This is a genomic window from Avibacterium sp. 20-126 (assembly GCF_044358625.1).
Classification (GTDB): domain Bacteria; phylum Pseudomonadota; class Gammaproteobacteria; order Enterobacterales; family Pasteurellaceae; genus Avibacterium.
Genome location: NZ_CP091457.1, coordinates 532,556 through 555,848, shown reverse-complemented (window position 1 = coordinate 555,848; position 23,293 = coordinate 532,556). Strand labels below are relative to the sequence as shown.

At 38.9% G+C, this 23,293-nt stretch carries 23 protein-coding genes; 2 read left to right on the top strand and 21 right to left on the bottom strand.

The features are described 5' to 3' along the window. Positions 1 to 75: 75 nt before the first annotated feature. Entirely contained in the window at positions 76 to 753 is a 678-nt protein-coding gene (locus L4F91_RS02675) for a hypothetical protein (RefSeq protein ID WP_395897118.1), read from the top strand. 7 nt (positions 754 to 760) lie between these two features. Continuing rightward, positions 761 to 925 (top strand): hypothetical protein, encoded by a 165-nt coding sequence (locus L4F91_RS02670; protein ID WP_395897116.1) that lies wholly within the window; start codon positions 761 to 763, stop codon positions 923 to 925. Positions 926 to 1,267: 342 nt separating this feature from the next. Here the strand turns inward: L4F91_RS02670 and L4F91_RS02665 are convergent, their stop codons facing one another. The 21 genes from L4F91_RS02665 to bamA form a co-directional block, all read right to left on the bottom strand. Then, positions 1,268 to 1,879, bottom strand: coding sequence for a YfgM family protein (locus tag L4F91_RS02665; protein WP_250364222.1), 612 nt, complete (start codon positions 1,877 to 1,879; stop codon positions 1,268 to 1,270). Positions 1,880 to 1,891: 12 nt separating this feature from the next. Next, positions 1,892 to 3,160, bottom strand: a complete 1,269-nt coding sequence (hisS, locus tag L4F91_RS02660; RefSeq protein WP_395897114.1) for a histidine--tRNA ligase — start codon at positions 3,158 to 3,160, stop codon at positions 1,892 to 1,894. A 10-nt stretch (positions 3,161 to 3,170) separates the two neighbouring features. Continuing rightward, complete coding sequence (ispG, locus tag L4F91_RS02655; RefSeq protein ID WP_250350766.1) at positions 3,171 to 4,277, bottom strand: flavodoxin-dependent (E)-4-hydroxy-3-methylbut-2-enyl-diphosphate synthase; 1,107 nt, start codon at positions 4,275 to 4,277, stop codon at positions 3,171 to 3,173. A 14-nt stretch (positions 4,278 to 4,291) separates the two neighbouring features. Beyond that, the gene (locus tag L4F91_RS02650; protein ID WP_395897112.1) at positions 4,292 to 5,350 is read right to left on the bottom strand and encodes a RodZ domain-containing protein; all 1,059 of its coding nucleotides are present in this window, start codon (positions 5,348 to 5,350) and stop codon (positions 4,292 to 4,294) included. Between the two features lie 228 nt (positions 5,351 to 5,578). After that, positions 5,579 to 6,127 carry a type IV pilus biogenesis/stability protein PilW gene (pilW, locus tag L4F91_RS02645; protein WP_395897110.1) on the bottom strand — a complete coding sequence of 183 codons (549 nt, stop codon included), beginning with the start codon at positions 6,125 to 6,127 and terminating at the stop codon, positions 5,579 to 5,581. Positions 6,128 to 6,168: 41 nt separating this feature from the next. After that, a complete protein-coding gene (locus L4F91_RS02640) occupies positions 6,169 to 7,338 on the bottom strand; it encodes a bifunctional tRNA (adenosine(37)-C2)-methyltransferase TrmG/ribosomal RNA large subunit methyltransferase RlmN (RefSeq protein ID WP_395897108.1) in 1,170 nt (389 codons plus the stop codon). Between the two features lie 297 nt (positions 7,339 to 7,635). Continuing rightward, entirely contained in the window at positions 7,636 to 9,432 is a 1,797-nt protein-coding gene (locus L4F91_RS02635) for a tetratricopeptide repeat protein (RefSeq protein WP_395897106.1), read from the bottom strand. Positions 9,433 to 9,461: 29 nt separating this feature from the next. After that, positions 9,462 to 10,496, bottom strand: a complete 1,035-nt coding sequence (locus tag L4F91_RS02630) for an AI-2E family transporter (RefSeq protein WP_395897104.1) — start codon at positions 10,494 to 10,496, stop codon at positions 9,462 to 9,464. After that, positions 10,496 to 10,834, bottom strand: coding sequence for a nitrogen regulatory protein P-II (glnB, locus tag L4F91_RS02625; RefSeq protein ID WP_250350772.1), 339 nt, complete (start codon positions 10,832 to 10,834; stop codon positions 10,496 to 10,498). Before glnB ends, L4F91_RS02630 begins: the two co-directional genes overlap by 1 nt. A 16-nt stretch (positions 10,835 to 10,850) precedes the next feature. Further along, positions 10,851 to 11,435, bottom strand: a complete 585-nt coding sequence (gene mog / locus L4F91_RS02620; RefSeq protein ID WP_250350773.1) for a molybdopterin adenylyltransferase — start codon at positions 11,433 to 11,435, stop codon at positions 10,851 to 10,853. A gap of 21 nt (positions 11,436 to 11,456) precedes the next feature. Then, positions 11,457 to 12,386 carry a phosphatidate cytidylyltransferase gene (locus L4F91_RS02615; RefSeq protein ID WP_265762196.1) on the bottom strand — a complete coding sequence of 310 codons (930 nt, stop codon included), beginning with the start codon at positions 12,384 to 12,386 and terminating at the stop codon, positions 11,457 to 11,459. A gap of 1 nt (position 12,387) precedes the next feature. Further along, positions 12,388 to 13,017: a lysophospholipid acyltransferase family protein gene (locus L4F91_RS02610; protein ID WP_395897101.1), complete on the bottom strand. Its 630-nt coding sequence runs from the start codon at positions 13,015 to 13,017 to the stop codon at positions 12,388 to 12,390. Next, positions 13,007 to 13,699 carry a CDP-alcohol phosphatidyltransferase family protein gene (locus L4F91_RS02605; RefSeq protein WP_395897801.1) on the bottom strand — a complete coding sequence of 231 codons (693 nt, stop codon included), beginning with the start codon at positions 13,697 to 13,699 and terminating at the stop codon, positions 13,007 to 13,009. Before L4F91_RS02605 ends, L4F91_RS02610 begins: the two co-directional genes overlap by 11 nt. Before the next feature lie 12 nt (positions 13,700 to 13,711). Next, on the bottom strand, positions 13,712 to 15,556 hold the full coding sequence (locus tag L4F91_RS02600; RefSeq protein ID WP_395897099.1) for an SLC13 family permease: 1,845 nt from the start codon (positions 15,554 to 15,556) through the stop codon (positions 13,712 to 13,714). A 374-nt stretch (positions 15,557 to 15,930) separates the two neighbouring features. Further along, complete coding sequence (gene rnhB, locus L4F91_RS02595; RefSeq protein ID WP_395897097.1) at positions 15,931 to 16,521, bottom strand: ribonuclease HII; 591 nt, start codon at positions 16,519 to 16,521, stop codon at positions 15,931 to 15,933. Continuing rightward, positions 16,521 to 17,708: a lipid-A-disaccharide synthase gene (gene lpxB / locus L4F91_RS02590; RefSeq protein ID WP_395897095.1), complete on the bottom strand. Its 1,188-nt coding sequence runs from the start codon at positions 17,706 to 17,708 to the stop codon at positions 16,521 to 16,523. The genes rnhB and lpxB overlap by 1 nt, the downstream gene beginning before the upstream one ends. A 94-nt stretch (positions 17,709 to 17,802) precedes the next feature. Continuing rightward, positions 17,803 to 18,591, bottom strand: coding sequence for an acyl-ACP--UDP-N-acetylglucosamine O-acyltransferase (gene lpxA / locus L4F91_RS02585; RefSeq protein WP_265762199.1), 789 nt, complete (start codon positions 18,589 to 18,591; stop codon positions 17,803 to 17,805). A gap of 26 nt (positions 18,592 to 18,617) precedes the next feature. Continuing rightward, positions 18,618 to 19,070: a 3-hydroxyacyl-ACP dehydratase FabZ gene (fabZ, locus tag L4F91_RS02580; RefSeq protein ID WP_035660215.1), complete on the bottom strand. Its 453-nt coding sequence runs from the start codon at positions 19,068 to 19,070 to the stop codon at positions 18,618 to 18,620. Between the two features lie 110 nt (positions 19,071 to 19,180). Beyond that, positions 19,181 to 20,212, bottom strand: coding sequence for a UDP-3-O-(3-hydroxymyristoyl)glucosamine N-acyltransferase (lpxD, locus tag L4F91_RS02575; protein WP_265777731.1), 1,032 nt, complete (start codon positions 20,210 to 20,212; stop codon positions 19,181 to 19,183). Then, on the bottom strand, positions 20,212 to 20,796 hold the full coding sequence (locus L4F91_RS02570) for an OmpH family outer membrane protein (protein WP_250364210.1): 585 nt from the start codon (positions 20,794 to 20,796) through the stop codon (positions 20,212 to 20,214). The genes lpxD and L4F91_RS02570 overlap by 1 nt, the downstream gene beginning before the upstream one ends. A gap of 111 nt (positions 20,797 to 20,907) precedes the next feature. Next, entirely contained in the window at positions 20,908 to 23,286 is a 2,379-nt protein-coding gene (bamA, locus tag L4F91_RS02565; RefSeq protein ID WP_395897091.1) for an outer membrane protein assembly factor BamA, read from the bottom strand. Between the last annotated feature and the right edge of the window lie 7 nt (positions 23,287 to 23,293).

The following is a 23,293-nucleotide window of genomic DNA, read 5'->3' as shown; positions in this document are numbered from 1 at the left end:
AAGATTTGTGAAATAGCTGCTTTTTGAAAAACATTTAATGTAGAATACAGGAAATAGGCGTAAAGGAGTCTTTATATGGATGAATTAAGTATAAAAATCGTGATGCTACTATTTCCTGGTATTATTACAACGATATTTCTTGATAAATTTACAGAACATAAACCTTGGGGGAACTATATCTACTCATTATTGATCATTTTTTATGGAATCTTGGCTTATTTTACCTTGCAACTAATACAACTTTTTTGCCAATTTCTACATGTAGGCATAGATAATTGGAAAGAATATAAGGTGGTTTTCCTTGATTCTTGGCAATTTGTGTACAATGTTTCGCAAAAGAATGAAATCCCTTATTCGGAAATTATGTGGGCTGGAGTTGTTGCATTGATTAATGCCATGCTTTTATGTCGATTAGAGAAAACAGAGGTTTTATCCAGATTTTTGCAAAAATGTGGTATTACTGATAAGTATGGAATCTATAGTGTTTTTGTCCTAATGTCAAAAAAATACGAAGGTAATTACATAGATGCTCTATTTTATAGCAAAAATCTGATGTACCGAGGAATTATTGATTCTATCAATGAAAAAGAAAATGAATATGAGTTGATTTTAAGAGATGTAACACTATATAGGATTGAAGATAGTGGTAATTTAAAACCAATATCTGAAATGGATCATGTCTGCTTAGCTTGTAGTTATAAAGACCTGATCTTGCAATCACCCAATAGACCACCTTCAAGCTATAAATGGTAGGAATTAAATGGCAGATAAAAAAAATACTAACCCAATAAAAAATAATGTAGTTTCCATGGAAGGGATAACACTACGCCCCCTCAATGAAGGACTAAACTTTAAAGTTAGAGTATCACCTCAAAAAGGAGATTCTCACCCACCTAAACCTCAACCACCATCAGCAGTTAAATAATTAAAACAATTGAATTCTTTTAAAGATACAAACTCTAATAAATTGTAGTCAATACCTCAGCAAGCTATTCAGGTAAGTATGAGGATAATATGGTTTACAAGTTATAAAGTATAAATTTTAAACGCCCTTTAATGATGATTTAAAGGGCGTTTTTGTTTCTCACTTTTAGCGAACAATAACCGCTTAACATGGGAAACGTTCAATTTTTCAAATTTCTCACTTTTAGTAGTTACGTTTCCCAAAATTCGCGGACGGATACATCCATACACATTACATACGCTTTTAATGTTTGGCAAAGTTAGCTATAAGAAAAAGGCTTGCACTTGGCAAGCCTTGAAAAGATTAGAGATTATTTAACCGCACTTGGATTAAATCTGTTTCCACTGGGCTGGCATTTTTTAGCCCTTGTTCAAAACTGGCTTTGGCGTTTTGTTTATCGCCTTTAGCGAGTTGAATATCCCCTTTTAATAAGAAAGCTGCGCTGTTCCACGCCTCTCCTTTAATGAGATCAAGCGAGGCTAACGCATTATCGAATTGCTGTTGTTGGAATTGTACTGCCGCCAAACGTAATGCACTCACAGAACGCAAAATGTCATCATTGGCATTAGTTACCGCTTGTTTTAATAAATTTTCTGCTTGAGCATAATCCTGTTTTTGCACAGAAACATTTGCTGCATCCAATAAAGCAAACACGGCATAAGCGGTTTTATCATTACTTTGTGCAAATTGTTCTACACTATCCACGTTTACTTTATCTGCTTGGAATTGGCTGGCAAGTTGCTCATATTGCACTGAACGTTGTTGATTTTGCGCAATTTGATGAGATTGCCAATAACGCCAGCCAAAAACTCCAGCGAGCGTTAGTACAAAAATAGCCACAACCAATTTGCCATTTTCTTTCCACCAATTTTTTATTTCATTCAGTTCTTGTTCTTCTTCAATGGTATAAGCCATAATGTTTCCTTATTAAAATGCTTTGTGTAAATAATCTACGACATTATCTAATGATAAGACTTGTTGAGTTCCCGCAAGCAGATCTTTCACTACAACTTGCTGAGTTGCTGCCTCAGTTTCACCAATCACAAGGGCAAAGTTTGCACCGACTTTATCAGCACGCTTAAATTGCTTTTTAAAATTTCCCCCACTGCAATGGGTCATAATACGTAAGTGCGGTAAATTTTCACGCAATTTTTCAGCTAATTGAAACGCGGGTAAGGTTGTGCCTTCCCCTGAGTAAACCATATAAATATCCACCGCTCTTGGTAATGCAATTTGATGATTCACCTCCTGCACTAATAGCACTAAGCGTTCTAAGCCCATTGCAAAACCAACCCCCGTTGTTGCGTGTCCGCCAAGCTGTTCAACTAAACCATCATAACGACCACCACCACATACCGTGCCTTGCGCTCCCAGTGCGTTCGTTACCCATTCAAACACGGTTTTGTTGTAATAATCCAAACCTCGTACTAATTTTGGATTAACCTCATAAGCAATGCCCATTTGATCTAGCAAAGTACAAAGCTGAGCAAAATGCACACGGCTTTCTTCATCTAAATAATCGAGTAATTTTGGTGCGCCATTAAGCACGTCTTGCAACGCTTGATTTTTGCTGTCCAAAATCCGCAATGGATTTTTTTCTAACCTCTCTTTTTCTTCATCACTTAATAAATCAATATGTTGTTGCAAAAATTCAACCAAAGCAGAACGATAATTTTTGCGCGCTTCTAACGAGCCAATGGAATTAAGCTGTAAGCTGACGTGCTGTTCGATACCTAATTCTTTCCATAAACGCGCAGTGAGCAAAATTAATTCGGCATCAATTTCAGGGTTAGCAATACCAAATATTTCTACCCCTGCTTGATGAAACTGACGATAACGCCCTTTTTGTGGGCGTTCGTGGCGGAACATTGGCCCCATATACCACAAACGTTGTTCGTTATTATAAATCCAGCCGTGTTCAATGGCTGCACGTACACAACCAGCCGTTCCTTCAGGACGAAGGGTAAGCTGTTCATCATTATCCCAAAAAGTGTACATTTCTTTTGAAACAACATCGGTTACTTCGCCAATTGCTCGTGCGAAAAGTGGCGTACTTTCCACGATCGGCATACGTACTTCAGAATACCCATAACTTTGTAGAACATTGCGTACTTTGCTTTCCACCCATTGCCACAAAGGGCTTTCCGTTGGGGAGCAATCATTCATTCCACGAATTGCTTGAATTGTTTTTGCCACAATATTTTCCTTAAATAATTCGATTTTTGGGATCTTGTTGTGCAACTTTGGCACGGATCTTCGCTTCTAATTGGTTAATTAAATCTTCGTTATCAAAACGTTCTTTTTGGCGTTCACCATCAACATAATAACCGCTTTTCTTATTACCGCCAGTTACGCCCAAATCAGACACAAGCGCCTCCCCCGGTCCATTAACCACACAGCCAATAATAGACACGTCCATTGGCGTAATAATATCTTCAAGGCGTTGTTCAAGGGCATTTACTGTGCCAATAACGTCAAATTCTTGACGGGAACAGGTTGGGCAAGCAATAAAATTAATACCACGTGAACGAATACGTAGGGACTTCAAAATATCAAATCCGACTTTAATTTCCTCTACTGGATCAGCGGCTAAAGAAACGCGCAACGTATCACCAATGCCTTCCGCCAAGAGCATTCCCAATCCTACTGCTGATTTTACTGCGCCAGCCCTCGCGCCACCCGCTTCAGTGATCCCTAAATGTAATGGTTGCTTGATGGCTTTCGCTAGTAAGCGATAGCTTTCCACGGCAAGGAAGACATCTGACGCCTTAACACTTACTTTAAACTGATCAAAATTCAGACGATCTAGAATTTCAACGTGACGTAACGCACTTTCAAGCAAGGCTTCAGGCGTAGGCTCGCCAAATTTCTCTTGAATATCACGTTCTAATGAGCCTGCGTTCACCCCGATACGAATTGGAATATTTTTATCTTTCGCACAATCCACTACCGCACGAATGCGATCTTCGCGTCCAATATTACCCGGGTTAATACGTAAACAATCCACGCCATATTCTGCTACTTTTAAGGCAATACGATAATCAAAATGAATATCCGCCACTAATGGCACATTCACTTGTTGCTTAATCAATTTGAAGGCTTCAGCTGCATCCATTGTTGGCACAGAAACACGCACGATATCTGCGCCTACACGTTCAAGCGCTTTGATTTGTGCTACCGTAGCCTCTACATCTGTGGTGCGCGTATTAGTCATAGACTGCACAGCAATCGGCGCATCGCCCCCTACTGGCACATTACCCACATAAATTTTTGTCGATTGACGACGTTTAATATTCGGTTTAAATGACGACATTGTAATCTCTTTGCTTATTGCAATTTGAATTTAGCGACACGACCATCCACTTTAAGCGGATAAGCCTCGCCTTTATAAGTAATTTTTACGTTGCTTGGTGCGCCAATCGTGAGATCATAAGCGGTATTTTGATCAAAATTCAACACTTCACCTTGTTTGTAAAGTTTTTCAGCTAGCACCTTGCGATTGGCATCACGTACCCGAACCCAACAGCTCGCACCCGTAATTTCAATACGCAGTACAGCATCACTAGTTGGTATAGAAACAGCAGGATTTTCCACCGCACTTTCCATTGTACTGCGATTTTCACCCGCATTAATTTTATTCATTTCTGATTGTAATAGCTGCGCTGAAGTTTCAGATTGCACTTGGCGATCAGTATTTTCTGCACTCACAGATTGAACTGCTGCCACCTGTGGCTGCCCATTTTCTACGCTCGCTTTTGCATTTGTGTTATTTTCTTCCACTGGCGCAATTTGCTCTACCGTAACAGGTTGAGAAAGTGCGGTAGAATTTTGCGCTGTTTTTTCAGCATCAATCGCTTTAGGTGTAAGCGCAATCACGTTTTCTTGTGAAGTTGCACTATTTTGCGTACTGTTTTCTTGCTGTGTTTCCACATAGTTTTGCACTAAATCATCACGCTCTGCATTCGATTTTTGATAGTTCTCCCACCACCAAAGTGCCGTTACAGCTAATAAAGCGATAACCACAACCGCTGATACCCATCCGATCCAACGATTATGTGAAGAATATTCATTCACTGCTTGAGTCGCACGCACACCACGAGTTAAATCATTTTTTGTTGTTTCCTCAAGGGAATTTACCACGGACGACCAAAGACTTTCAGGTAAACGTAAATATTTTGCATAATTGCGGATATAGCCTTTGATGTAAGTTGCTGAAATAGAACTATGTGTAAACTCATTATTTTCCAAACGTTGTAAAATTGAAGGACGTAAATTGAGTTGTTTAGAGACATCATCTAACGATAAATTTAATGCTTCTCGCGCTTGGCGAAAATGTTCACCTAAACTTTGTTGAATGGTTTCTTGGTTCTCATTTGAGGTTGCCATAAGGAATTCTCTTAAAATTTAATTGTAGGATTTCACTCAGCGCGACACTTTAGCAAAATGCGAAAATCAAGGCACTCAGCGTTAAAATTCAAAAGCTAAAGTTTAAAGTTGTCATCTCTGTTTTGCAACCATTAATCAATGAATTTATGACGAATTAACAAAGAAAATCAGCCTATTCAACTCATCAAGGAAAAATGCCTTCAATTTTCACAATTTGAAAAGAAAACGTTAGTGTTGCATTACGTTTGCGGGCAGTGAATTGGCACGTGTTGGTGCAACTTTTTCTAATAAGTCCCGATACTGCTGATAAAGTGCGCTGTTTTTTTCTGCCAAAGCACAAAGGGCAAGATTCTCGTAGGTATCCGCTTGTTGATAATAATTAGGTGAATTTAAGGCTTGTTGGAATTGTTGATAGGCTTGAGAAAAACGCCCTTGCTCACATAGAAAGACCGCATAATTATTCAACACATCGCCTTGTTTAGCCTCTAATTTTAAGGCGTTTAAATAGGCATTTTCCGCACGCTCAGTATCGCCTTGTAATTGATAAAAATAGGCTAATGCAGAATGGACTAAATAATCGTTGGGTGCATAAGCCAAAGCCTTATCTAGATTTTGTTTGGCTAAACGGAGTTCTCGCTGTTCTAAATAGCCAATCGCAAGCTCTACCCTCGCTTTCGCGGCTTGTTGCTTATCGAAATCCTCTTGGCTTGTCTGCGAGGAAACGCAAGCACACAGCAAGAGAGAAAAAAGCGTAACCAGACAATAACGTATTTTCATTTTTTCTCTCCTTTTTTGCTGATACGATTGATTATTTTTGTTTATTGTACTTGCACCGCGTTAATTTGTTCACCAAAACGCTTTTTCTGTGCCGTACGTTTAGTACGGTCAATCACGTCCCCCGCTAACTGTCCACAGGCGGCATCAATATCATCACCACGGGTTTTGCGAACTATCACCGTAAAGCCATATTCCATCAAGGTTTTTTGGAAACGATCAATACGTGTGTTAGAACTTTTCGCATAAGGGGCTTCAGGGAACGGATTCCAAGGGATCAAATTGATCTTACAAGGCGTATTTTTTAATACTTCCGCTAACTGGTGAGCGTGTTCTACACTGTCATTAACGTGATCCAGCATCACATATTCAATCGTAACCTTACCGTGATTGGCGTTAGAAACCGATAAGTAACGATTCACTGAATCAATTAGCGTTTTGATATTATATTTTTTGTTTAATGGCACAATTTCATCACGTAATTCATCATTTGGCGCGTGCAAAGAAATCGCTAATGCCACATCAATCATTTCACTTAATTTATCCAATGCTGGCACAACCCCAGAAGTAGATAGGGTTACACGGCGTTTTGATAACCCATAAGCAAAATCATCCAGCATAATTTCCATTGCTGGTACCACATTTGCCACATTGAGCAAAGGCTCGCCCATTCCCATCATCACTACATTCGTGATAGGGCGCACACCCGTTACGCCAAAATTCCCAATAATTTTTGAGGCACGCCACACTTGTCCGATAATTTCAGACACGGTTAAATTGCGGTTAAACCCTTGTTGAGCCGTGGAACAAAAAGTACAAGCCAAGGCACAGCCCACTTGGGAAGACACACAAAGAGTGGCTCTATCAGCCTCAGGAATATACACGGTTTCAACCTGCTGATCGCCCACTTGCATCGCCCATTTGATCGTGCCGTCTGCAGAACGTTGCTCTACCGCTACTTCTGGTGCTTTAATTTCTGCTACCGCTTTTAGTTTTTCGCGTAACTTCTTGTTAATATTCGTCATATTGTCAAAATTGTCTTCACCAAAATGGTAAATCCATTTGACTAATTGATCCGCACGAAACGGTTTTTCTCCTAATTCTTGAAAAAATTCACGCATTTGCTGGCGTGTTAAATTCATTAAATTAATTTTCTTCTTAGGTTCTGCTGAAAGCTGGTTGCTTTCTTGTTGAATTGTATTCTGTTCTAACATAAAGCCTCGTTATTACACATTACGGCATTGATATAGCTAAACTTTTTTCTTTTTCAGTATAAGTTTGCAAGCTATAAATTAAGAAAATTTCTACCGCTTAAAAAATGAGTTGCGATTGTACAGAGTTATGTTTGATTAATCTAGCAATTTCAGCCTAACCTGAACGCTATTTTAGCCAACAGAAAAATAAAAGAAAAAACCACCGCACTTTTTTGCGTTCAAGATCGCAAAAATTTTAGAGAATACAGAAAATCCAAAAAACAAAGTGCGGTGGGATTTTTGGGAGTTTTTCACTGTTTACTTTTGTCTGAATGGGTTTTCTGAAAGGACAACTTTTCTATGATTGCCTAATTTTCTAATGAAAAAATGTTCTTTATCTCTAGCACCAATAGAAAGATAAACTTTTTCCACGGCATCTCTAACGCTAATAGGATATTCTATATACATAGAATTAAACTGTTCATCAACGTTTATTCTCGGATCTTTTGTTAAAGAACGTATGCTTACCATTCTACACTCTTGTTCTTCTTCAAAAGCATAATGCTTAACTAAATACTGTAGAGGCATTAATATATCGCGTATTAATTCTTTGACCTTATTGTCATTACTATTAATCTTACGCATAATTTTTTTTACTGAGTTAAATTTTTTTCTTACAGTATCTTCTATCTTTTTTAACTCCTTTTGATATTCTTTCCATTTCTCTTTCCCATCATTATATTGCCTAAAGAAAGTAATCTTACTTCTTTTAGCAATAGATAGATAATTACTTTTAGGATCAATATAAATACAACGATAAAGAGGTAACTTATTCTCTTCAGGACTATCATTTCTAGCTTCTAAATTCTCATCCAATGTTGAAAAAGATAAAAATCTATCTAAATATTTAGAGCTAAAAAATTTATTCACATCAAAAACCAAGCTAACGCCTGATGCTTCTCTATTATTTTCTTTACCATAAAGCCTAAACTGATTAAGGCTATCATGATTAAAAGTAAAACAGCTAATAAAAGAAATAAACTCTCGCTGCTCACTGAGATTATCTAAATTTAAATATTCAGATAGTAGCACTCCTTCTTTTGGATCATTTACCCCTCTAATTGAATTTAATCGAAAATGACTAACTTTTTCCTTATCTATTTCCAATAAAAGAAGTGCTGTCGAAGCACGAGTATAATGAGCAACTTCTGAACAATCTTTTAAACTCCTATTTGGATATACAAGCAACTTTTTAAGTATCGAATCTATTTTTTCAAATAAGTCTTTCAGCTCCTCTTGATTATTACTAGAACTTATTTCTAGAATTCTTAAGTGTATATTAGCTTCATAAATAAACGCACTATTCCCAAGTTTAATTACATTTTTATAACATTCTTTTGCTTCTTTATCTTCCTTATTTTCTTGATACAGTTTCCCAAGATAGAATTGAGCGCTAATATAAGCCTCTTGGTAGTCATCACAATTTATGTTTTTCCAAGCCTTTATTGCTTCATCTTTTTTATTAGTTTCTTTATATAAATCACCTAAATTAACAAGACTCCTTGCATAATATTCTTTATCATCTTCACGAGTGATACTTGACCAAGCCTTTATTGCTTCATCTTTTTCATTAGTTTCTTTATATAAATTACCTAAATTAACACGACTCCCGGCATAAGCTTTCTTATTATCTTCACGAGTGATATTTAACCAAGCCCTTATTGCTCCATCTTTTTCATTAGTTTCTTTATATAAATTACCTAAATTAAAACGACTCATTGCATATGCTTCCTTATCATCTTCACGAGTGATACTTGACCAAGCCTTTATTGCTTCATCTTTTTTATTAGTTTCTTTATATAAATTACCTAAATTAAAACGACTCATTGCATAAACTTTCTTATCATCTTCACGAGTGATACTTGACCAAGCCTTTATTGCTTCATCTTTTTCATTAGTTTCTTGATATAAATTACCTAAATTAAAACGACTCACTGCATAAACTTTCTTATCATCTCCACGAGTGATACTTGACCAAGCCTTTATTGCAGCTTCTAAATTATTATTGTTATAAAAATTGAATCCTTCATCAAAAACTTTCTTAGCATTATTCATATTGATAACCTATAAAATATTTAGTTGAATTACTTCGTTTCCCCAAGTAACGCAGCGTATTTCACTGTATCTGGGCTGGCTTCGAGGGCGATTTTTAGTACCATTGTGAGGGGAACAGAAAGGAACATTCCCACTGAGCCGAGCAACCAGCCCCAGAATAAAAGGGAGAGAAACACGACAAGGGTAGAAAGCCCGAGAGTTTTCCCCATCATTCTTGGTTCAAGCACATTGCCGATGATCATATTTAGGCTGATAACCCCAATGGTAACGCCAATTCCCGTGAAAAAGCCATTGAGTAATAACGCTTGTACAATAATGGGAATGGCTGCAATAATTGAGCCAATATTTGGCACATAATTAAGTAGAAAACTAAGTGTTGCCCACAAAATAGCATATTGCACGCCAAAAATTTTCAGCAAAATAAATACGCTTAAGCCCGTTAAAAAGCTGGTAAAGGTTTTCACACCAAGATAATCCATTACGCCTTGCAAAATGCGATCAATATAACCTTCGTATTGTGCCACTTGGTTAGGTTTGCTAAATGCCACTGCAAATTTATGTTTAGCCGTGGGGGCTTCTAACAACATAAACAGTACCACTAAAAATAGCACAAATACGTTGGTTACTACGCCTGAGAAACTCAGTAAAAATCCGCTGGCAAAGTTCATTATCATTGCGGGATCAAAATGATCCATAATTTGTTGCTGTAAATCTCTCACGGGTAAATGTAAACCTTGCGTGATTGTCGCAAGATCATTGAGTCGTTGTGAAAGTAATACGCGGTATTGTGGGATCGATTGGGTAAATTCTCTCGCTGTACTATTAATTAAGCTAACAAGAAAGAAAAATACCGTCAAAATCATTAAAAACAGTAAACTTAGCGCCAGCCAATGTGGTAGTTTACGTTTGGTCATAAACTTCACCACAGGTGAGCAAATAATGGCGATAAATAAGGAGAGCAAAAATGGAACAACAATTTCCCCTGCCAATTTCACCCCAGCCAGAATGACTACCAAGGCAGACAATGCCATTAATAATTGGCTGATCGGCAAACGCTTATCCATTATACGGCTTCCTCGTTTTCCTCACCCGTGCGAATTCGGATTACGCGCTCTACGTCATAGACAAAAATTTTACCATCACCAATTTTGCCTGTTTGTGCGGTTTCCATAATCGCCTGAATACACTGCTCCACCACGTCATCAGAAATGACCATTTCCATTTTTACTTTTGGCAGAAAATCCACCATATATTCCGCACCTCGATAAAGCTCGGTATGCCCTTTTTGTCGTCCAAAACCACGTACTTCTGTTACTGTCATTCCTGTAATGCCAATATCTGATAAGGCTTCACGGACATCATCGAGTTTAAATGGTTTGATAATTGCTTCAATTTTTTTCATAAGTTACCTCACTTAATTATTTTTCGCGTCGTGCGGATTTAGGTCTAAAACTGGTAATAATTTCAGGTTTTGTCTCAATATAAATACCATCAATTAATTGTAAACAATATGGCACTGCGGAAAAAATGCCTTTCACTAATACATTACCTTGCTCATCTTTCACACCCTCAAGGGTTTCTTTGATGGCTTTCGGTTGTCCCGGTAAGTTTAAAATTAAACTATTTTTACGAATTACGCCAACTTGTCGCGATAAAATCGCGGTCGGGACAAAATGCAAGCTCACCTGGCGCATTTGTTCACCGAACCCCGGCATTTCCCGATCGGCTATTGCCAGTGTGGCATCAGGGGTAACATCACGTTTAGCAGGGCCTGTTCCCCCTGTGGTTAATACAAGATGACAATGATGCTTATCCACTAATTCACATAATGTCTGTTCAATAATTGGCTGTTCATCAGGAATTAAACGGGTTTCCACCTCAAAAGGCTCAACTAATGCTTGCTCTAGCCATTTCTTTAATTCAGGAATACCTTGATCCGTATAGACCCCTTGCGATGCTCGGTCAGAGACAGAGACTAAACCAATTTTTAAAAGTGCGGTCATTTTTTCCTCTTTTTTCTTTTATTAAATCCAATAATATCTCACAATATGGAAAAAGACAGGGGCTGCAAAACAAAGGCTATCCATACGATCCAGCATTCCGCCATGTCCACTAATCATATTTCCCCAGTCTTTCACGCCCATACTGCGTTTCATTGCCGACATCACTAATCCGCCTAAAAATCCCATTAAACAAATAATGAAACTAATCAATACCGCTTGTACTACGGTAAATGGGGTGAGCCAAGCCAGTAAGCCACCTAAAATTGAGGCACTAAATACACCACCCACAAAGCCTTCAACTGTTTTAGAAGGTGATAACGTGGGGGCGATTTTATGTTTACCACATAATTTTCCCCATATATATTGTAATACATCGCTGGCTTGCACAATAAGAATTAAGAAAATCATTAACAATAAACTTTTTCCTTCAAAACCTTCAATATTCAAGGTTAATATGGCGGGTATGTGAGAAATACAGAATATAGCAATCATAACGGCCCATTGCACTTTACTTGAGCGGTCTAGAAATTTTGATGGATCACCTAATAAAGCAGATAAAATCGGTAAAAATAGAAATCCATACACGGGAATAAAAATAGTAAACATACTAAACCAGTCTATGGCAATGAAATAATATTGCAATGGTAAAATCAGATAAAAACAAGCAACTAACGCAAAATGATCACCACGCCGAATATCAATAAGGGATAAAAATTCACGTAATGCGGTAAATGAGATAAGGAAGAAAAGCAGTAAAACGGCGTAAAATCCTAAATAAGCGGCAGCAAAAATAATTAAAATCATTACCCACCACGCATTAATACGATGATTAAGGTTGTCAATGACTGTATGAGGGGTAGAAAACCCCACTTTCCACTTCAAACTATAACCAATTGCAGAAGCAAGAAGCAAGGTGCCTATAAGTCCCCAGAATAAATGCCACATTTCCATTTTATGCTCCTTGATATTTTGGGTTTAAATTAATTAATGCTTGCTCAGCACGGGCTAAAAAGTGTGTTTTATCTTCTTCTGGCTGAATATGGATAGGATCACCTAAATAAAGATCGCACAATAATGGTACTGGAACAACAAACCCTTTAGGTAATAAATTATGTGTATTACTTATCCAAACAGGGATGAAATCTACATCAGGGTTATCTTTAGCCAAATAATATAGCCCGCTTTTAAAAGGCTGAATAAGCATATCATCATCTGTTTTTCTCGTTCCCTCAGGAAAGATAATCAGCGAATCCTTTTTTAATGCTTGGCTTATTTGCTCTGTTACTGCTTTAGGATCATTGCCATTGCGTTCGATCAAGAGCATATTGAATACTTTTTTCGCCAGAAAAGAACGAATGCTCCCTTTTTGCCAATAATCAGCTCCCGCAACTGGACGGGTGTTTTTTCTGACTTCATAAGGCAAAGAAACCCAAAATAAAATAAAATCGCCGTGGCTATTATGGTTTGCATAATACAATCGAGGTTTACCCACAGATTGCAGAGCAATATTCTTTGCCGGACGTACTCCGGTAAGAAATGAGGTTAAACGGCATAACAGAAAATCAATCAATTTAGCTAACATTATTGTTCTCCTGTGTTTCTACTTCGTTATTTTCTGTCGGAAATTGCACCGCACTTTCCTTTTCATCATCTTGTGTTGATTTTGCACCCTCATTAAGCCCCGCTTTTACACGTTTCACACAGGTTAAAATTAATCCGATAACGACAAGCCAAGCAATACCATACAACCAACTTGGTAATGTTGGCATAAAAGTATAAATCAAACCTAATCCACCAAATAAGAATGCACGATCACTTTTGCCTAGAGGTCCATCATAACGGCGTGTTTTACCATATATCTGCCCCAATACTCCACAAAATTCCGTGAGTGCAGCAAGCCAAATAATGATTCCAATCACAAAAGGATCAAAAGGAGAAATAAAAGCAAAGGGTAAATATAATGCGGCATCGGAAATCACATCCGTAATTTCATTCAAATACCCACCCAAACGAGATTTTTGCTGAAATTCTCTGGCTAACATTCCATCAATTGCATTAAATGCCATACGAATAAAAAGCCAAATCGGAAGCAAAACGAATAACCAATTTACAGTTGAAAGTGCGGTCAAAAATAGACCTAAAATTATTGAAATAGCACAAGCCAATAGGGTAACTTGATTTGCTGTAACGCCTTTTTGTTCCAATTTAATCACACTTGGGCGCAGTAAATTTTGAAATCGAGGCTTTAAATCATAAATACTCATCATTTCTCCTTCTTAAAATGGAAATAACAACGGAATTAAAAACACACTTGTCAGCATAATCAACAACGTAAAGGGTACACCAATTTTTACGAAATCACCAAACTTATACTTCGCCGCCCCTAATACCATCGTATTGACGGGGGAAGAAATAGGGGTCATAAACGCAGCAGAAGAAGCAATCGCCACCGTCATTGCAAAAGGTAATGGTGAAAGCTGTAAATGCTGTGCCATAGTAATCGCAATAGGCGCCATAAGAATGGCTGTCGCCGTATTGGAAATAAATAGGCCAATCACGGCGGTAAGCGTAAACAAGCTGATTAAAATCCAATGTTTCCCCATTCCGCCTACGGTATTAATCATAAACTCCACGATTAAATTTATCCCACCTGTTTTTTGCAGTGCGGTAGAAAATGGCATCATTCCAACAATTAAAATTAAGCTCGACCAATGAATAGAAGCATAAGCACTTTTCGCATCAACGCAACGGAACTTCGCTAACATTAAACAAGCAATTAATGCCGCGACCACATTCGGTACAAGCCCTGTTACCATTAATGCTACCATCGTTACAATAGATAAAATGGCATAGGGTGCTTGGCTTTGTGCGGGCGCTGCACGCTCAATTTCTGCGGGGTAATCCAAGACAAAAAAACTTTTCGTTTTATTACGCATCGCGTGGATCAATTTCCACGATCCTACCACCAACAGCAAATCTCCGATCTTTAATGGCTGTTCGATCAAACTTCCCGTCAAAATCTCATTATTCCGTTTAATGCCAACCACATTTAAACCAAAACGGGAGCGAAAACCCACATCGGCGACTGTTTTGCCTAGATAATCACCATCTGGAATAGGGGTAATTTCCACCATTCCCATAAATTTTGCTTGTTGTTCAAAATAGTAAGGGCGAAGTTCTGTGGCTTCTAACTGATGTTGTTGGCAGAATTCATTGATATCTAACTCAGGATCGGCGCAATCAATCAGTAAAATATCTTTTTCACGAATTTCAATTTTACCTAATGAATCTGCAAGAAATCTTGGGCGAAAACGTTTCCAACGCTCAATAGCTAGCACATTTAATGCATAATTAGAACGTAAGTGTAAAGATTCCAACGGTTGCCCAATAAAATCCGAGCCTGTTTTCACGACAAAACGTTTTGTGCGGTTATGCAGTTGGTAATCATTAATTAAATCTTGAATAGAATGGCGACTTCCTCCTTCCTCTTCATCCTGTTCAGAGGTCCCTAACCAATGACGTGCAACAAGCATATAGGCAATGCCTAATAATAAAATCACGATGCCAATCGGTGTAAAAGAGAAAAAATTAAAGCGTTGGTGGGTTAAGTTTATTAATTCGGCATTAATCACCAAGTTAGGGGCAGTGGCGATTAAGGTCATCATTCCACTAATTAGCCCCGCCATACTGAGAGGCATCATAAGACGTTTTGGGGAAATATTCATTTGCTGACAAATCACCAACACCACAGGAATAAAAATCGCCACAATACCAACGGAACTCATAAAAGATCCTAACCCAGTTACTGCTAACATTACTAAGATCAACACACGGGTTTCGCTATTTTTGGCCGCTTTCATCAACCACTCGCTGACTTGATACGCCACGCCCGTTCTGACTAATGCGTCCCCAACAATAAAAAGTAATGCAATCAAAATAATATTTGGATCGCTAAACCCTGCAAATACTTCTTGCACCGTTAAAATACCGCTTAAGCAAAAAGCGAGCATCACTAATAGGGCAATGACGTCCATACGGATTTTATTGTGGATAAACAAGAGTACAGCAATTGCGAGAAAGATCACAACGCTAGCAAGTGGCATATTAGTGATTGTGGGCATCAAGATCTCCGTGGTTAAGGTTTTTTATAAATGTTTTTTTGATCATATTTAGTTATTTAGCTGACTGTGTTTTTCTTTGTTGATATAACGTGTTTCGCGCGTTGAGCGACTTACTTTCTTTTGTTTTCACAAAAGAAAGTAAGCAAAGAAAAGCGTGCCTCCGCTAAATTGCTTTTCCTCATTCCAATAAAATTTTCTTAACGAAAAGTAAGCCCATACTTGCTATGCCGTGTTCAGGCGTTACTTTTCTAAAAATTTTATTTCCATTCGGGCAATTTACAAGGGGATTGTCCGATGGTTCATAATCTATTTTGTATTAAATGGAATTTAAAGTGCGGTAGTATTTTTTTATTTTTTGAAAACTACCGAACTTTTTATTCTGTAATAAGTTTTCTTACTGGTGCAAAACTTCGGCGGTGTTCGGGTAAAACGCCGTGTTCTGCGAGTTTTTCTAAGTGCAATTTTGTTGGATAGCCTTTATGTTGTGCAAAGGCATATTGAGGATAACGTTTATCCAGTTCCTCCATTTCTAAATCACGGGCAACTTTGGCAAGAATGGAAGCAGCGCTGATTTCTGCCACGAGACTATCGCCTTTTACCACCGCTTGAGCGGGCATTGGTAATGAGGGAATGCGGTTGCCGTCCACTAATACAAAGTGCGGTGTAATATTAAGCTGATTTACCGCACGTTGCATTGCCAACATCGTGGCGTGCAAAATATTAAGTTCATCAATTTCTTCTGGTTCTGCCCGCCCTAGCGCCCACGCTTTAGCTTTTTGTTTAATTTCTTCCGCTAAGGCAAGACGTTTTTTATGCGAGAGTTTCTTGCTGTCGGTTAAGCCTTCAATGGGATTATTAGGATCTAAAATCACCGCAGCCGTTACCACTGCACCAACTAAAGGTCCACGCCCCACTTCATCGACACCTGCGATAAGTTCGTAATCAGGATAGACAAATTCGCTCATTATTTATTCTCCTGCAATAATTCAATCACCGCATCAGCGGCTTGTTTGTCCGCATCGCATTGGATTATTTTATGTAGATTAATAAAATGTTGCACTAAACTGTGGCGATTTTGTACCGCACTTTCTTCTGTAGAAAAATAAGGGATTAGCTTTTCCACCAGCTTTTCCGCCGTGCAATCTTGCTGGATCATTTCTGGTACAAGCATTTCATTGGCTAACAAGTTAGGTAAAGAAATATAAGGGGTTTTCACTAAACGTTTTGCTAGCATATACGTCATCGGCTTCATTTTGTAGCCTACGACCATAGGTGATTTACATAGCATACACTCCAATGCTGCCGTTCCTGACGCTAATAAGGTAGCTTGTGCCGCGATCATTGCTTGACGGGCTTGCCCATCAAGTAATGTCATTTCTAAATCAGGGGCGACTTTCGCCTTAATTTGTTCAAATTGCTGGCGACGTTTTTCATTCACTAAAGGAACAAGAAATTGTACGTCTGGATACTGTTCTTTCAGCAATAATGCCGTTTGTAAGAAAGGTTCGGCAAGAAATTCCACTTCCGTGCCACGACTGCCAACAAGGATCGCCAGATAACGTTGCTGTGGGTCAATATTAAGCATTTGACAAGCCTCAAGACGATCAGGTTTTAAGGCGATGGCATCTGCCATTGTGTGTCCAATAAAACGGCAAGGTACATTGAAGCGGTCATAAAAGGCTTTTTCAAAAGGCAAGAAGGCGAGAACAAGGTTGGTCGCTTGTGCAATTTTGTGAATGCGGTTTTGTCGCCACGCCCATACTGATGGGCTAACATAATGAATGGTTTTGATACCTTGTTCTTTGAGTTTGAGTTCAATGTCAAGATTGAAGTCAGGGGCATCAATGCCGATAAATACATCGGGTTTTTCTTGCAACATTTTGTTGATAACCTGACGGCGAATTTTCAGCAAGCGTGGTAAATGTTTCACTACTTCGGCTAAGCCCATTACAGCAATTTCTTCCATATCCACCAAGGTTTCACAACCTTCTGCCAACATTTGTTTGCCAGCAATGCCGATAAAACGTGCGTTAGGATAACGGATTTTCAGGCTGCGTATTAACCCTGCCCCCAAAATATCACCAGAGACTTCGCCTGCTACAATGCCAATGGTAGGAAATGCTTTTGCTTGTTCCATTAATACTTTTCTCATAAAAAACAACCGCACTTTATATTGCAAACCTTAGGCAATAAGTAAAGTGCGGTAAAAAATTTTAACCTTTTTATAGGTGGTATCGTTCGTTTAATTAGCGAATAATGCCACGGGTTGAACGCTTGAAGAAATCAAGGAAAAAGCTAATCGCACTTTCCGTTTTGGCGTAATGCTCAATTTCTGGCATCACTTCTTCTAAGGTTTTTCCACTACGATAAATCAATTTATACACATTACGAATGGCGTGTAATGTCGGCTTATCAAAGCCACGGCGTTTCAAACCTTCAATATTCACACCAAAGGGCTGTGCGTGGTTGCCTTGTGCCATCACATAAGGGGGAACATCTTGGCTCACCATTGAACCACCGCCAAGCATAACGTGAGCGCCAATGATGACAAATTGGTGAATGGCTGACATTCCACCGACAATCACGAAATCATCTAGTTCCACGTGTCCTGCAAGAGTGGCATTATTAGCAAGAATACAACGATTTTTGATTTTACAATCGTGTGCAATATGGGCGTTGATCATAAATAAGTTATCATCACCAACACGGGTTACGCCCCCACCTTGTACTGTGCCACGATGAATAGTAACACTTTCACGGATGCGGTTACGGTGACCAATAATGGTTTTGGTTGGCTCATTTTGGTATTTTAGATCTTGATTTTTCTCACCAATGCTCGCAAACTGGAAAATTTCATTCTCTTCACCAATCTGGGTGACGCCATTTACAACAATATGTGAATGTAGTACTGTGCCTCTGCCAATTTCAACGTCAGAACCAATAATACAAAATGGGCCAATGACGACGTTTTCGCCAATTTTAGCACCTTCCTCAATAATGGCTGAAGGGTGAATTTTTGCACTTGGATGGATCATATTGACCTCTTAATTTCTTGATTTTGTTATCTGCGAGCGCACATTAATTTTGCTTCACAAGCCACTTCACCATTTACTGTTGCGATACCAGTAAATGCCGTAATACCACGGCGTTCTTTGATCACTTCAACATAAAGTTCCATTTGATCGCCTGGTAAAACTGGACGTTTAAAACGTGCATCATCAATACCAGCGAAATAGAATAATTCTCCACCTTGTAATTCGTGAGTTTTAAACGCCAAAATGCCCATTGACTGTGCCAATGCTTCTAAAATTAACACGCCGGGTAAAATGGGTTCTCCCGGGAAATGCCCTGTAAAACAAGGTTCATTAACGCTGATGTTTTTAATCGCTTTTAACCATTTCCCTTCTTCAAAATCAGTCACACGATCCACTAATAAAAAGGGATAGCGGTGTGGAAGTAAGGTCATAATTTCTTTTGCTTCAATGACTTTTGCGGTTTGTTCTGTTGTCACAATCGTACCTTTTTAATTTAAAAATAATAGAAAATAAAATTGGCGTAGATTATACGATATTTCACCGTTTAATACAAAACGCACCACATAAAGTGGCACGTTTGAAAGATGAGTTAAGCATTATTCAGCTTTTTTTCTAGCGCTTTTAGACGCTTATTCATTTTATCAATGTCTAAGGTTAATGCAGCGGTTTTTCGCCATTCTTTATTTGGCTGTAACGGAATGCCGGAAGAATAAACACCGGGTTCGGTAATTGGCCGCATTACCATTCCCATTCCTGTAACGGTCACTTTGTCTGCAATTTCCATATGACCATTGATTACACTTGCGCCACCAATGAGACAATAGCGTCCCACTTTCAGGCTGCCCGCCATAATCACACCGCCGGCTACTGCTGTGCCAGTGCCGATATGTACGTTATGGGCAATTTGACAAAGGTTATCAATAATCACATTATCTTCAATTACCGTGGCATCTAATGCGCCGCGATCAATACAGGTACAAGCACCAATTTCAACGTGGTTACCAATAATCACTGTGCCAGTTTGTGGGATCTTGATCCAGCGGCCTTTATCATTTGCATAGCCAAAGCCATCACTGCCAATAACTGCACCAGATTGAATTAAGCAATGTTCGCCAATTTGTACTTGGTGATAGATGTTTACATTCGCCCAAAGTTGGGTGTTTGCACCAATTTTTGCACCCTTGCCAATAAAGCAACCTGCACCGATAACCACGTTATCACCTAATTCAACTTCATCTTCAATCACCGCATTAGCGCCAATGGAAACATTTGCACCTAATTTTGCCGAGGATGAAATCACCGCACTTTCAGCAATACCTGTGGCGGCTTTAGGAGTAGAATCCATATATTGCGCTAACACAGCATAAGCAACATAAGGATCATTGACAATCAGCAGATTGCTTTCAGGCGAACAAAACTCCACATCATTTTGACTCACGACTAAAACCCCTGCGTGGGATTGGGCAAGCAAATCACGGAATTTAATATTTGAAATAAAAGTGAGTTGGTTTGACTGTGCTTTGTCAAGAGGAGCAATACTATCAATAAGCACATTGGCGTTACCACGAATGGTAGCGCCAATTTGTTGTGCTAATTCTTTAAGAGAATAAGACTTTTGCATTATTTAGCCTGTGCTGGAGCTGGAATTGCTTTTAATACTTCTTCGGTGATATTTTTGCCATCAGCTGCATACACTGCCACTTTTTCATCAAGCACGGCGCTGTAGTTTTTTGCTTTTGCCACCGTTGTCGTCGCAGTTTGAATGTCAGTTAATAATTTACGTTCAACTTCCATTTCTGCTTTTTGTGTTTCCTGACGGAATTTAGCAATATTTTCTTGGTGCTGTTGTACTAATTTTTTAAACTCTTCATCACGTTTTTGCGCTAATTTTGCAATTTCATCCTGACGCTTTTTAATATCAGCTTGACGTAATTTTGGTGCATCTTTATCTAATGCTTTCACTTTACCATCAATTTCTTTTTCAAATGCTGCTTTTTTATCTTGCAGTGCTTTATCTTCAACTTGTAATTTTTCAGATGGCGCTTTGAATTGCTCATCTAATTTTTTAAATTCAACTTGACGTGCAGGATGATGTGCAAATAAATAATCAACATTTACAAAGGCAATATTATCTTCCGCCATTGCAATGGATGAACCTAATGCTAACGCTAAAGAAAGTGCGGTTAATTTTACAGCTTTTTTCATTTTTGAGTTTCCTTAAAATAAATTAATTTTTAAATTCAATACCAATGGGAGCAAGCTCCCATTAGCTTTCCAAGCTTTCACTTAGACTAATAAGAATGAAAGAAGTTCCAATTAGAATGTACCACCGATACTAAATTGGAATTGTTCAATTTCATCACCTTTATATTTTTTGATTGGTTTGGCATAAGAGAACACCAAAGGTCCAATCGGTGATTGCCATTGGAAAGCGACACCCGCTGAGGAGCGAACACGGCTCGGATCGCCGTAATCCGGTAAATTGGTGAAACGTGCTTTTCCGTCTGTTTTCCATTTTGTATTCCATACACTTGCCGCATCAACAAAAAGCGAAGTTCTTACTGAACGTTGATTTTTGTCCGCCACAAAAGGTGTTGGCACAATTAATTCCGCACTTGCGGTGACCATTGCATTACCACCGACAATGTCGCCATTTACCCCTTTCTTACAATATTTATCTGCTGTTGCACAATCTTTGTGTTGGTAAATAGCTTGTGGGCCTACTGCACCATAAGCAAAACCACGCAAACTTCCCATACCACCTGCACTGTAAGTTTGATAGAACGGTAAACGTTTACCACCAAAACCATTCGCGTAAGCTGCGGAAGCTTTTGCTGAAATGACCCAGCTATGATCACGATCTAACGGATAGAAACCTTGGACATCTGCGGACAATTTGTAATATTTATTATCTGAACCTGGAATAGTCACTTTTCCGCCGATCGAGGCGCGCATTCCTGACGTTGGGAAATAGCCGCGGTTCAGATTGTTATAGTTCCACCCCATAGAGAATTCAAAATCGTGAGATTTGAATGTCCAATCACTCACATTCATTGATTCACGATAGAGGTTACGGTTATATTCAGGGCGTACATCTTTTAATTTGTTGTAAACATAGCCTAACCCAACATAGTATGAGTTATTCTCATTGACTGGGAAACCAAGCGTACCATTCACTCCATAAGTTGTACGGCTATAAGAGGCTGACGTGTCGTTTTTTGAGTTATCGTATTTTTCAAAGAATACATTCCCACCAAGACTTACGCCGTCTTTTGTGAAATAAGGTTCTGTATAGCCTAAATTCACACTGGTACTGTAATCATTACGCGAACCACCTAAACTGATTGAAGATCCCATTCCCAAAAAGTTATCTTGTTTAATACTTGCCTGATAGCTTAAGCCACTTTCTGTACCATAACCAATACCAAAGTTAATGCTACCCGTATTACGTTCTTTCACTTTATAGATCACATCAAGTTCATCATCCGTGTTTGGCACATTCTCAGTACGCGATTCTACAGTCTCAAAAAATCCTGTACGTTCTAACCGCACTTTACCTAGTTCAACTAATTGAGAGGATAACCAAGTTCCTTCTTGCTGACGCATTTCTTGGCGTAATGTGCTATCTGCACTGACGTTATTGCCTTCAAAACGAATTTGACGCACAGAATAACGACGACCTGCATCAACCACATAAGTCAATGCAATAGTGTGATGTTGATCGTCAAACGCTGGGCTAACATTCACTTGAGGGTTTGCGTATCCCTGTTCACCTAAGGTCGTTTTAATGGCATTTTCTACCGCAACCACATCACTACGACGGAAGGTTTCCCCCACCTGAATTTGTTTTAATAATCCGGAAAGCTTATCGCCCATTCCCGCAACATTACCCACAATACGCGCGCTCTTAACGGTATATTTCTCACCTTCATTAACATCAATAGAAACTTTTGCCTCAGTCTGTGCATCATTTAACTGCACATCTGTTTTAGTGATTTGCATTTTGGCATAGCCGTGATCAAGGTAAAACTCGCGTAATGTATCTAGATCTTTACCAAACTGTACAGAATCGAATTTATTGCCGAAAAGCTTCCACCACGCATCAGGTTGTAATTCCATTTGTTCTTGCAACTTGCTTGAACTAAACGCGTGATTTCCTTCAAAGGTAACCCCTTTCAACAGTGCGACATCATTTTCTTTAATTTGGATTTTGACTTCCGCACGATTATTTGGCAATGGCGTAACGATGGTTTCCACTTTTGCGTTATAACGCCCTACGCTACGGTAATGATCTAATAAACTTTGGCGAAAAGCCTCTAATTTATCAAGGTTCAACACATCGCCAACCGCAAAGCCATTAGCGTCTAGGTTATCTTTCAAGGCTTCACTTGGAATTGAGCTATTCCCGTCAAGAATAACATCGGCAATAATTGGACGTTGCTGTACAGAAATCACTAGGGTATTGCCTTCTCGAGCCGCTTTAACCCCCTCATATCCCTGTAAGAACAAGGTTCTGACTACATTAGCAATATCTTTATCTGTCGCCCGTTGCCCAACTCTAACGGGTAAATTCGCAAGAATTTTGCCTTCCGTGCCAGCCTGAACGCCATCAACACGAATATCTTGCACAATAAAAGGTGCAGCCATCACCGTGGTTGAACCCAATAATAAACTTGCGATTAAAAGTTTTTTCATTGTTACT

Coding starts and splice junctions, on each gene's coding strand:
- lpxD (WP_265777731.1), bottom strand. CDS start 20,212: ATGCAAAAGTCTTATTCTCTTAAAGAATTAGCACAACAAATTGGCGCT.
- pilW (WP_395897110.1), bottom strand. CDS start 6,127: ATGAAAATACGTTATTGTCTGGTTACGCTTTTTTCTCTCTTGCTGTGT.
- L4F91_RS02615 (WP_265762196.1), bottom strand. CDS start 12,386: ATGGAAATGTGGCATTTATTCTGGGGACTTATAGGCACCTTGCTTCTT.
- mog (WP_250350773.1), bottom strand. CDS start 11,435: ATGACCGCACTTTTAAAAATTGGTTTAGTCTCTGTCTCTGACCGAGCA.
- L4F91_RS02670 (WP_395897116.1), top strand. CDS start 761: ATGGCAGATAAAAAAAATACTAACCCAATAAAAAATAATGTAGTTTCC.
- L4F91_RS02610 (WP_395897101.1), bottom strand. CDS start 13,017: ATGTTAGCTAAATTGATTGATTTTCTGTTATGCCGTTTAACCTCATTT.
- L4F91_RS02600 (WP_395897099.1), bottom strand. CDS start 15,556: ATGCCCACAATCACTAATATGCCACTTGCTAGCGTTGTGATCTTTCTC.
- L4F91_RS02630 (WP_395897104.1), bottom strand. CDS start 10,496: ATGGATAAGCGTTTGCCGATCAGCCAATTATTAATGGCATTGTCTGCC.
- rnhB (WP_395897097.1), bottom strand. CDS start 16,521: ATGAGCGAATTTGTCTATCCTGATTACGAACTTATCGCAGGTGTCGAT.
- L4F91_RS02635 (WP_395897106.1), bottom strand. CDS start 9,432: ATGAATAATGCTAAGAAAGTTTTTGATGAAGGATTCAATTTTTATAAC.
- L4F91_RS02665 (WP_250364222.1), bottom strand. CDS start 1,879: ATGGCTTATACCATTGAAGAAGAACAAGAACTGAATGAAATAAAAAAT.
- L4F91_RS02605 (WP_395897801.1), bottom strand. CDS start 13,699: ATGAGTATTTATGATTTAAAGCCTCGATTTCAAAATTTACTGCGCCCA.
- lpxB (WP_395897095.1), bottom strand. CDS start 17,708: ATGAGAAAAGTATTAATGGAACAAGCAAAAGCATTTCCTACCATTGGC.
- L4F91_RS02650 (WP_395897112.1), bottom strand. CDS start 5,350: ATGGCAACCTCAAATGAGAACCAAGAAACCATTCAACAAAGTTTAGGT.
- glnB (WP_250350772.1), bottom strand. CDS start 10,834: ATGAAAAAAATTGAAGCAATTATCAAACCATTTAAACTCGATGATGTC.
- L4F91_RS02640 (WP_395897108.1), bottom strand. CDS start 7,338: ATGTTAGAACAGAATACAATTCAACAAGAAAGCAACCAGCTTTCAGCA.
- ispG (WP_250350766.1), bottom strand. CDS start 4,277: ATGTCGTCATTTAAACCGAATATTAAACGTCGTCAATCGACAAAAATT.
- bamA (WP_395897091.1), bottom strand. CDS start 23,286: ATGAAAAAACTTTTAATCGCAAGTTTATTATTGGGTTCAACCACGGTG.
- lpxA (WP_265762199.1), bottom strand. CDS start 18,591: ATGATCCATCCAAGTGCAAAAATTCACCCTTCAGCCATTATTGAGGAA.
- L4F91_RS02570 (WP_250364210.1), bottom strand. CDS start 20,796: ATGAAAAAAGCTGTAAAATTAACCGCACTTTCTTTAGCGTTAGCATTA.
- L4F91_RS02675 (WP_395897118.1), top strand. CDS start 76: ATGGATGAATTAAGTATAAAAATCGTGATGCTACTATTTCCTGGTATT.